This window comes from Micromonospora sp. NPDC048839 (assembly GCF_040649915.1).
Lineage (GTDB): Bacteria > Actinomycetota > Actinomycetes > Mycobacteriales > Micromonosporaceae > Micromonospora.
In genome coordinates this window covers 251,856-260,443 of the sequence record NZ_JBEZGL010000011.1, presented here as the reverse complement: position 1 = coordinate 260,443, position 8,588 = coordinate 251,856, and the positions used below count along the sequence as shown (strand labels likewise).

The window sequence follows — 8,588 nt, the reverse complement described above, 5'->3', positions numbered from 1 at the left end:
CCCGTCACCGACCGCAAGGGCCACGACCGCCGCTACTCCCTCGACATCACCAAGATCCACGAAGAACTCGGCTACACCCCCAGCATCACCCTCGATCAGGGCCTCGCCGACACCGTCACCTGGTACCGCGACAACCGCACCTGGTGGGAACCCCTCAAGACCACACCCACCGCATGAGCTGACAAACGCCGCGGGTGGTGGCAGCCGACGAGGTGAACTCCGTCGGCCGCCACCACCCGCGGCGTTGTGTGTCAGGTCAGCGACCGCCGGCGCGGAAGACCTCCGAGACGGTGCGCAGCACCACCTTGACGTCCAACCACAGCGACCAGTTCTCGATGTAGTAGTTGTCGAACCGAGCCCGGTCGGAGATCGGGGTGTCGCCCCGCAGGCCACTGACCTGGGCAAGCCCGGTGAGCCCGACGGGGGCGCGGTGACGTGCCGCGTAGTTCGGGTATTCGGCGGAGAACTTCTCCACGAAGTACGGCCGCTCCGGCCGCGGCCCGACCACGCTCATGTCGCCGCGCAGGATGTTCCACAGCTGGGGCAGCTCGTCCAGCGAGGTGCGGCGCATGAACCGGCCGATCGGGCCGACCCGGTTGTCGTGCGCGATGGACCAGTTGGTCTGGGACTCCTGCTCGTTCACGGGACGCATCGACCGGAACTTGATGACGTTGAACGGCTTGCCGTACCGGCCGATCCGCTCCTGGTAGAAGAAGATCCCCGGACCGCCATCGATGTACGTGGCGAGGGCGCAGAGCAGCAGCACCGGGCTCAACAGCAGGAGCGCGACCCCGGCGACCAGGATGTCGGAGGCCCGCTTGATGGCCCACCGGGGGCCGCTCAGCGTGATGTCGCCGATCTTGACGATCGGGAACGCGCCGATGTGGTCGGGGTAGCCGCTGTGGGAGCGCGAGCCCCACAGGCGCGGCACGGCCCAGAGATCACAGCGCGAGCTGCGGGGCCGCAACAGGGTTTCCATCAGCGTGGTCTCGTCGCAGTCCGGGTCGGCGATGATCAGGACCTCGCACTCCGTCAGCCGGACGAGGTGTTCGAGGTCGGTCATCGTCCCGCTCAACGGGAGCGCCGCGTTGTCCTGGCGGGACGGAGCGTCGACGCAGCCGACGAACCGCAGACCGTACTGAGGGTAGCGACGCAGCAACCGGGCGATCTCAAGGCCGATCGGCCCGCCGCCGACGACAAGCGCGTTGTGCTCCGCCCAACGACGCTTGCGGGACAGGACGGTGAACGACCTGCTGGCCGCCCGCCCGAGGATCACCAGCAACGCCGACAGCGCGACGCCGCGCATGAACCCGCCGACGTACGCCACCGAGGCGTGGCGCTCGGCCGCGATGATGGCCACCACCGAGGCGGCGGCCAACAGTCGCCCGCAGAGGCTCGGCAGCTCGTCGAGGATGCTCACGTGACGACGCGGTCGGTAGAGGCCGCCAGCCGCGAACAGGGCGATGGTCAGGGCGGCGTTGGCCATCGTCCCGCGCCAGTAGCTCTGGGTCAGCAGCAGTGGAGCGATGAGCGCGACCGCGTCGACGGGAGCGTTCATCATCCATGCCCGCAGCCACCGGGTGCGCGACGAGGTGCGGGACCTCGCGTACGGCAAGACGGCGGTGGTGCCCAGACCGGGCACCTCGACCTTGGCCTGCGCCCGAACCTCCGGCTCCCTCGCCTGAGGCACGGGTGGGGTGCCTCCGTAGAGGCGAGCCCCGTCGCCCGGCATGTCAAGGTCGTCCCCGCCGACGGGCGGCGTGGACGAATGGCTGGTCGCCGGATGGCCTGACACTTGTGGACCTCCCCGTGAAAGCCCTCGGTCATGCATCCCGACCAGAAGGGCGACCGAACTCTACGATCGACCCGGTCGTGCCACCATAGCCGCCAAGTCAGTTCCGCCTCCTACTTTGCGGCGGAGAGGATTCCCGGAACGTCGTCGTTACGGACCGCATCGAAGACCTTCGCGGCCTTCTCCTTGTCGGCGAGCACCACGCTCTCGGTGCCCATCATTCCGGTGCCCTTCACCGGGCAGGTGAGGAACGTCAGGTTGCCGCTGCGCAGGTCGCGCATCTCGGACGCGAGGTCCACCAGGTTCAACTTCTTGTCCACGGCGACCGCGTCCGCCGTCGCCTTGACGAAGGAGTTGAGCTTGCCCGGGTTGGCGAGAGTGCCGCCGGACGCCGCCTTGTCCAGGATCGCCTTGATCACCTGCTGCTGGTGCCTGATCCGGGCGAAGTCGCCGTCGGCGAACGCGTGCCGTTCGCGCGCGTAGTCCAGCGCGGCCGCCCCGTCCATCTTCTGCCGTCCGGCGTTGAACGTCCGGCTGCCGTTGAGCGCGTACAGCGTGGTGAAGCCCTTCTCCACGTCCACGTTGATGCCGCCGAGCGCGTCCACGATCTCCTTGAAGCCGCTGAAGTCGACGATCGTGACGTGGTCGATCCGCACGCCCGTGAACTTCTCCACCGTCTGCACCAGCAGCGGCACGCCACCCCACGCGAACGACGCGTTGATCTTCGCGTCCCGGCCGCCGCGGCCACTCGGGGACTTCGGCACGCTCACCCAGGTGTCCCGGGGGATCGAGATGAGTTGGGCGCTGGACCGGTCCTTCGGAAGGTGGGCCACGATGATCGTGTCGGTGCGGGAGCCGGACTCGCTGTTCGGGTCGCGGGAGTCGCTGCCGAGGATCATGATGTTCATGGCGCCCTTGGCGTTCTCGCCCACCTGCGGGCGATCGGCCTCCGGCACGTCCTTGAAGGCGTCGACGCGCTCGATGCCGGAGTTGATCGAACGGAAGTACAAACCTCCGGCGATCATCCCGCCACCGCCGAGCAAAGCCAGGACCACGAAAGTGATCAAAGCGACCTTCTGCCACCGGGGACGCCGCGAACGCGCCTTCTTGGTCGACTCCGGTGGTTGCTGCGCCGCGATGAACTGGGTCTCGGGCTCCGCGTACTCTTGGCGATACTGCATGCCGCGATGCTACTGATTCCCGGTTACAGGGATGTACCCCCGTCCGGGTCACGGGCGCCGCGTCCCGACCAAAACGTCTACGACGATCGTCGCGGTGAACCCGGGAGAGCCCGTCACCCACCGGTATCCAGCGACGGAATCGGCGTGGCATGGTGGCCGGGTGCGGTTGACATCGATCCACACGTACCCCGTCACGGGTTGTCACCGGCTCGACCACGACGGCGCGTTCGTGCAGCCGTGGGGCCTGGCCGGCGACCGGCGCTGGATGGTCGTGGACGCCGACGGCGTCGGCGTCACCCAGCGCGAGACCACCCGGCTGGTCGGCCTGCGCGCCACCGTGCGCTCCGGGGGCCTGTCGCTGCGCGCCGACGGGCAGCCCGACCTCGACGTGCCCGAGCCGGCCGGCGGCGAACCGGTCGCGGTGCGGACCTTCCGCAGCCGCAAGTTCCCCGTCCCGGCCCGGCCGGCCGGTCGAGTGGCCGACGACTGGCTCGGCGCGCTGCTCGGCCGACCGGTCCGGCTGGTCTGGCTGGGTCAGCCGACCCGCCACCTGGCCGCCGGGGACCGCGAACACGACACCGGTGACCAGGTCAGCTTCGCCGACGCCTACCCGCTGCTGCTGGCGAACACCGCCTCCCTCGACGCCCTCAACGGCTGGCTGGCCGAGGCGGGGGAGGAGCCGGTGCCGATGAACCGGTTCCGGCCCAACCTGGTGCTCGACGGGGCGTCGGCCTGGGCCGAGGACGACTGGGTCGGCCGGTCGCTGCGCATCGGTGACCTGCGGTTCCGCGCCGCCGGGCCGTGCGAACGCTGCGTGGTGACCACGACCGACCAGGAGACCGGGGTACGCGCGAAGGAACCGCTGCGCACCCTCGCACGACACCGCACCATCAGGCAGAAGGTCCTCTTCGGACTGCACCTGGTGCCGCTCGACACCGGTCACCTGGCGGTGGGTGCACCGCTGGTCGTCGTCCCCTGACCAGGGTCGAACGCCACCGGCGACCGGTACGCGCCGATCACCGTCCGTCAACGCTGTCTTAGCTTTGGCTTAGCCGGCTTGTCCGCCCACGTCCCGTTCCGGCAGCATCGCCGTCGTGACGGACGTAAGCGTTGTCGACATCGACCTGGACCACGCTCCCCAGCAGCGTCCCGCGTCGACGTCCCGCTCGACGCCCTGGCTGGTCGCCGCCGGCGTCACAGTCGTCGCGGCGGCACTGGGGCTCACCCTGACCCTGCGGTCCGGCTCCGCCCCGGCCTGCGCCGCCGGCCGGACCCTCGCCGCCGCGCCGCCCACCGGCACCGCCACGCACAGCGGCAAGGCCACCTTCTACGACTCGAACGGCGCCGGCGGCAACTGCTCGAACCCCACCGCCCCGGCCAACAAGCTCTACGTCGCGCTCGGCCCGACCGAATACTCCGCAGGTGCCGCCTGCGGAGGCTTCCTCGACGTGACCGGCCCGAAGGGCACCGTCCGAGTGCTGATCATGGACCAGTGCCCGGAGTGCGCCCCCGGGCATCTCGACCTGTCCCGGGAGGCGTTCGCCCGGATCGCCGAGCCGGTCCAGGGCCTCGTCCCGGTCACCTACCGCGCGGTGGTCAACCCACCGCTGCCCGGTCCGCTCACCTTCCGGATCAAGGAGGGCGCGTCGCAGTTCTGGTTCGCCGTCCGGGTCGGCAACCACGGCAACCCGCTGCGGTCCGTCGAGGTCCGGCAGGGTGACAGCGGCCCGTGGCGCTCAACCGCCCGGCAGGACTACAACTACTGGCTGATCGCTTCCGGTGCCGGAGCCGGCCCGTTCACCATCCGGGTCAGCGACGTGTACGGCAACCGTGCCACCGTCAGCGGCGTCCGGATGGCACCCGGCCAGGTGCAGAACAGCGCGGTCCGGATGTACGGGCGCGCCGGCGTCGCGGCCACCCCCCGCCCGTCCGCGTCGGCCCGGCCACCCGGCAAGCGACCCGCCGCTGGTACGCCGACGCCGACCCGCCGCCCGGTCGAGGTGGCGAAGGCGAGCGCGCCGGCCACCAGCACGCCGAGCACCCAGCCGGCCGAGACGAACGCCCGCTGGTGCGCGAGCTGACCGCTCAGTCGGTCGGCGCCAGGTCGAGCCACATCAGGATCTCGTCCCGGTCGTCACCGGGCGCCACCCGCAACGCGCCCGGCAGCCGGCCGATCTCCCGGTAGCCGAGGCGGCCGTAGAACCTGTCCAACCCCAACCCGTCGCGGACCGTCACGTGCAGCGCCTCGTGGCCGAGTCGCCTGCCGATCCGGGCGGCCTCGGCCATCAGCGCCGAGCCGTAACCGGTGCCCTGGGCGTCCGGGTGGACCATCACCCGCTTCAACACGCACCAGTGCGCCTTGAGCGGGAAGCGGTTGTCGGAGAAGACCAGCAGGCCCGCCAGCCGATCGCCGGAGTATCCGACGAGCAGGCGGTCCGGTCCGTCGGCGATGCCGGCGAAGGTCGGGTCGGCGAGCACGTGCACGTCGGCGGCGGTCACCGGCGGGACGAAGCCGACCGCGCCACCGGCATTGCTGACATCCGTCCAGAGCGCGACGATGTCGGCGCGCAGGCGCGGGGTCAGGTCGGGGTCGAGGACGAAGCGCAGACTCACGCCGGCCATCCTGACCCGCCGACCAGCCCGGTGACCCTCGACAGTGACACGCCCGACAACCGCAGTCGGGGCATGTGGTGCTCGTTGACCTGTGCGGGAGAGGGGATTCGAACCCCTACGCCCTTTCGGACAATAGGACCTAAACCTATCGCGGCTGCCGTTACGCCACTCCCGCCAACTCGCTGAGTCTAGAACGTCTGGCTTGGGCGGTGTTGAGCCCGGCCTCCCTGAGAATTGCCGAGACCGTGCCGTGGCTCACCCTGCAACCGCCGCCGGGCAGGTCGCGGAGAATGCCCGACAGCCTCTTTGGCCCGACATCCGGGTGCGCCAGCGCCTGTTCGATCACCGCGGCGCGATGAGACCTCGAACGCCACCTGCGGTCGGGCCGTGGTCTCAGGACACCGTCCTGCTCGAGGCACCGCCGGACCCTGTACAGATAGGCCGAGGACCAGCCCAACTGCCGTGCCGCCGCCAGGGCCGTCATCTGCTGTGCGTCGACCCGACCCAACAGCTCGACAATGCCCTCCGGCGTGGCCGGTCGGCGATCGGAGTCGGCCGTCCCGTGTGAGCGCTCCGCCCCATCGGCCAGCTTTCCGAGGACGGCTAAATCAGGGTTGCGGTTCCGCCCGGCATAGGTGGCGGTCTGACTGTGGCAGTTCGGACAGAGAAGTCGAAGGTTCGGCGGCCGGTTGTCCAGGAAGTCGCCGTTGATGTGGTCGACGTGCAGGACGAGTGTGGCGCCCTGCCACATCGGCCCGATCCCGCAGCCCTCGCACTCCTCCGGCACGCCGAGTGTGCCCAGCGCCCACTTCAGCCGCACACCTGGTGTCCGGCGGGACCCCTCCGGCAGCACGACCAAGAGGTGTGCGGCTGTGCTGCGCCGCTCACCCCGGCGGCCCTTGTTGTGTGCCAGCCTGCTGAAGTGCGAGGTATCGACGCCGAACCTCTTGAGTTGACGACTGATGTGCGCGTGCGAACCACCGCTGACGCGTACGCCGAGCAGCCGCATCACCTCGGTGATGTTGCGCGCGGTGGCGGCTGCGGCGGCGAGCGCCTCCGGGGTGTACTTGTAGCGAACCATTGACGGACCGTAGCGGTCCGGTGCGATAGTCAGTCCAGGCCGAGGTCGCGGCGGAGCTTGGCGACGTGCCCGGTGGCCTTGACGTTGTAGAGCGCCCGCTCGATCTTGCCGTCGGCGTCGATCACGAACGTCGAGCGGATCACGCCGGTGACGGTCTTGCCGTACAGCTGCTTCTCGCCGTACGCGCCGTAGGCGGTCAGCACCGTCCGGTCCGGGTCGGACACCAGCGGGAAGGTGATCGCGTCGCGCTCGCGGAACTTCGCCAGCTTCTCCGGCTTGTCCGGGGAGATGCCGACGACCTCGTAGCCGGCGGCCTGGAGCGAGCCGAGCGAGTCGCGGAAGTCGCACGCCTGCTTGGTGCAGCCGGGGGTCATCGCGGCCGGGTAGGCGTACAGGACCACCTTGCGGCCGCGCAGGTCGGCGAGGGAGAGCTGGTCGCCGGTGTCGGTGGTGAGGGTGAACTCGGGCGCGGGATCACCGGGGGAGAGACGGTCGGGCGTGGTCATGGCCCGACGATACCGCCGGCCGGGCGGGTGCCGACGCCGGCGACGCGCCCCGGTCGGCGCCCCGGTCGGCGCTGCTGGCTGTAGGTCAACTCGTCATTCAGGAAACCGGGGCATCCTCGGGTCGGGGACACCGCGACATCAGGGAACGCGAGTCGATCATCCCGGGCGACCGGCCGCCGCGGAGTTCGGGCGATCGCAAAGGTGATCAACACCTCGCGTTGTTGCCAGAGTCTGGCAACAACGAGTCATGGGAAATAGGCTGACGCACGCTGGCCCGGTCGGGTCCGCTGACGTCTGGGAGGTCGCGTGGAAACACTGGCGATGCACATCTCGAACGGGATCATCGACGGTCCGGTCGCAGCGATCTTCGCCGCGCTCGCTCTTGCCGCGCTCACCGTCTGTGTGCTGCGCGGCCGGCGCGACCTGGACGACCGGCTGGCACCGATGGCGGGCCTGGTGGCCGCATTCATCTTCGCCGTCCAGATGCTCAACTTCCCGATCTTCACGGCCGGCGTGAGTGGCCACCTGCTCGGCGGCGCGCTTGCCGCCATGCTTGTCGGCCCGTGGGTCGGCGCGCTCTGCGTGTCCGTGGTCCTGGTGGTGCAGGCACTGGTCTTCGGTGACGGCGGAGTGGCGATGCTCGGCCTCAACATCACGAACATGGCGCTGCTCGGCACCGCAGCGGCGTACGTGCTGATCGCGGTGCTGCTGCGGGTGCTGCCCCGTACGCGGGCCGGCCTGGCCGTGACCGCGTTCGTCGCCGCCACGCTCAGCGTGGTGGTCGCGTCGCAGGGCTTCGTCCTGCAGTACTGGCTGGGCGGCACCACCGACCTGGGCAGCAACCTGACCGGTCTGGCCGGCACGATGGCCGGCGTGCACCTGCTGATCGGCATCGGTGAGGGCCTGATCACCGCGACCACCGTGCTCACCGTCGCGAAGGTGCGACCCGACCTGGTGTACGCGCTGCGCTCGCTGCGCGCGCCCGCCGCCCCCGCTGTCCCGGTCGTCGGAGGTGTTCGATGAAGAATCGTTCGTGGGTGTTCCTGGCCGGTGGCCTGCTGGTCGCGCTCCTGCTCGCCGGGGTGGTGAGCAACTACGCCTCGTCCCACCCGGACGGGCTGGACTCGTCCCTGCTCAAGGGCTGCACGGTCGACGCCGACGACACCATCGTCGGCGGCAGTTGCCCGGCTCAGCAGGCCCGGGACCACGAGTTCGCGGACAGCCCGCTCGCCGACTACGGCGTGCGCGGCGTGTCGAACAGCTTCGTCGCCACCGGCCTCTCCGGGGTGCTCGGGGTGCTCGTCACGTTCGCGATCGGCGCTGGCGGTTTCTGGCTGCTGCGCCGCCGAGGCACGACGCCGACCGACGGCGCGACGCCGACCGACGGCGCGACGCCGACCGACGGCACGACGCCG

The 8,588-nt window shown here is 70.2% G+C and carries 9 protein-coding genes, 1 tRNA gene and 1 pseudogene; 5 read left to right on the top strand and 6 right to left on the bottom strand.

Annotation, left to right across the window (positions count from 1 at the left end):
- A pseudogene (locus AB0C25_RS22400) lies at nucleotides 1–177 on the top strand (dTDP-glucose 4,6-dehydratase); the annotation flags it as partial.
- 79 nt (nucleotides 178–256) lie between these two features.
- Here the strand turns inward: AB0C25_RS22400 and AB0C25_RS22395 are convergent.
- Nucleotides 257–1,561, bottom strand: a complete 1,305-nt coding sequence (locus AB0C25_RS22395) for a sugar transferase (protein ID WP_357376018.1) — start codon at nucleotides 1,559–1,561, stop codon at nucleotides 257–259.
- A gap of 344 nt (nucleotides 1,562–1,905) precedes the next feature.
- On the bottom strand, nucleotides 1,906–2,817 hold the full coding sequence (locus tag AB0C25_RS22390; protein ID WP_357376016.1) for an LCP family protein: 912 nt from the start codon (nucleotides 2,815–2,817) through the stop codon (nucleotides 1,906–1,908).
- A 316-nt stretch (nucleotides 2,818–3,133) separates the two neighbouring features.
- Here AB0C25_RS22390 and AB0C25_RS22385 point away from each other — a divergent pair, with 316 nt between their 5' ends.
- Both AB0C25_RS22385 and AB0C25_RS22380 read left to right on the top strand, forming a co-directional pair.
- A complete protein-coding gene (locus tag AB0C25_RS22385; RefSeq protein WP_357376003.1) occupies nucleotides 3,134–3,952 on the top strand; it encodes an MOSC N-terminal beta barrel domain-containing protein in 819 nt (272 codons plus the stop codon).
- Nucleotides 3,953–4,067: 115 nt separating this feature from the next.
- Nucleotides 4,068–5,054, top strand: a complete 987-nt coding sequence (locus AB0C25_RS22380) for an expansin EXLX1 family cellulose-binding protein (protein WP_357376001.1) — start codon at nucleotides 4,068–4,070, stop codon at nucleotides 5,052–5,054.
- A 4-nt stretch (nucleotides 5,055–5,058) separates the two neighbouring features.
- On the opposite strand, the gene AB0C25_RS22375 is transcribed toward AB0C25_RS22380, so the two are convergent.
- The 4 genes from AB0C25_RS22375 to bcp form a co-directional block, all read right to left on the bottom strand.
- Nucleotides 5,059–5,586, bottom strand: a complete 528-nt coding sequence (locus AB0C25_RS22375; RefSeq protein ID WP_357375999.1) for a GNAT family N-acetyltransferase — start codon at nucleotides 5,584–5,586, stop codon at nucleotides 5,059–5,061.
- Nucleotides 5,587–5,678: 92 nt separating this feature from the next.
- A tRNA-Leu gene (locus tag AB0C25_RS22370) sits at nucleotides 5,679–5,761 on the bottom strand.
- Nucleotides 5,747–6,667, bottom strand: a complete 921-nt coding sequence (locus AB0C25_RS22365; protein ID WP_357375997.1) for a hypothetical protein — start codon at nucleotides 6,665–6,667, stop codon at nucleotides 5,747–5,749. The genes AB0C25_RS22370 and AB0C25_RS22365 overlap by 15 nt, the downstream gene beginning before the upstream one ends.
- Before the next feature lie 29 nt (nucleotides 6,668–6,696).
- Nucleotides 6,697–7,173 (bottom strand): thioredoxin-dependent thiol peroxidase, encoded by a 477-nt coding sequence (gene bcp / locus AB0C25_RS22360; protein ID WP_357375995.1) that lies wholly within the window; start codon nucleotides 7,171–7,173, stop codon nucleotides 6,697–6,699.
- Between the two features lie 306 nt (nucleotides 7,174–7,479).
- On the opposite strand from bcp, the gene AB0C25_RS22355 reads away from it, so the two are divergent.
- Both AB0C25_RS22355 and AB0C25_RS22350 read left to right on the top strand, forming a co-directional pair.
- Nucleotides 7,480–8,196, top strand: a complete 717-nt coding sequence (locus tag AB0C25_RS22355; protein ID WP_357250896.1) for an energy-coupling factor ABC transporter permease — start codon at nucleotides 7,480–7,482, stop codon at nucleotides 8,194–8,196.
- The coding region (locus tag AB0C25_RS22350; protein ID WP_357375993.1) for a PDGLE domain-containing protein at nucleotides 8,193–8,588 on the top strand (396 nt) is incomplete at its 3' end. The genes AB0C25_RS22355 and AB0C25_RS22350, both read left to right, overlap by 4 nt.

Excerpts from the sequence above, each read along its gene's own strand:
- AB0C25_RS22395 (WP_357376018.1), bottom strand. The coding sequence starts at position 1,561 with ATGATGAACGCTCCCGTCGACGCGGTCGCGCTCATCGCTCCACTGCTG.
- AB0C25_RS22365 (WP_357375997.1), bottom strand. The coding sequence starts at position 6,667 with ATGGTTCGCTACAAGTACACCCCGGAGGCGCTCGCCGCCGCAGCCGCC.
- AB0C25_RS22390 (WP_357376016.1), bottom strand. The coding sequence starts at position 2,817 with ATGATCGCCGGAGGTTTGTACTTCCGTTCGATCAACTCCGGCATCGAG.
- bcp (WP_357375995.1), bottom strand. The coding sequence starts at position 7,173 with ATGACCACGCCCGACCGTCTCTCCCCCGGTGATCCCGCGCCCGAGTTC.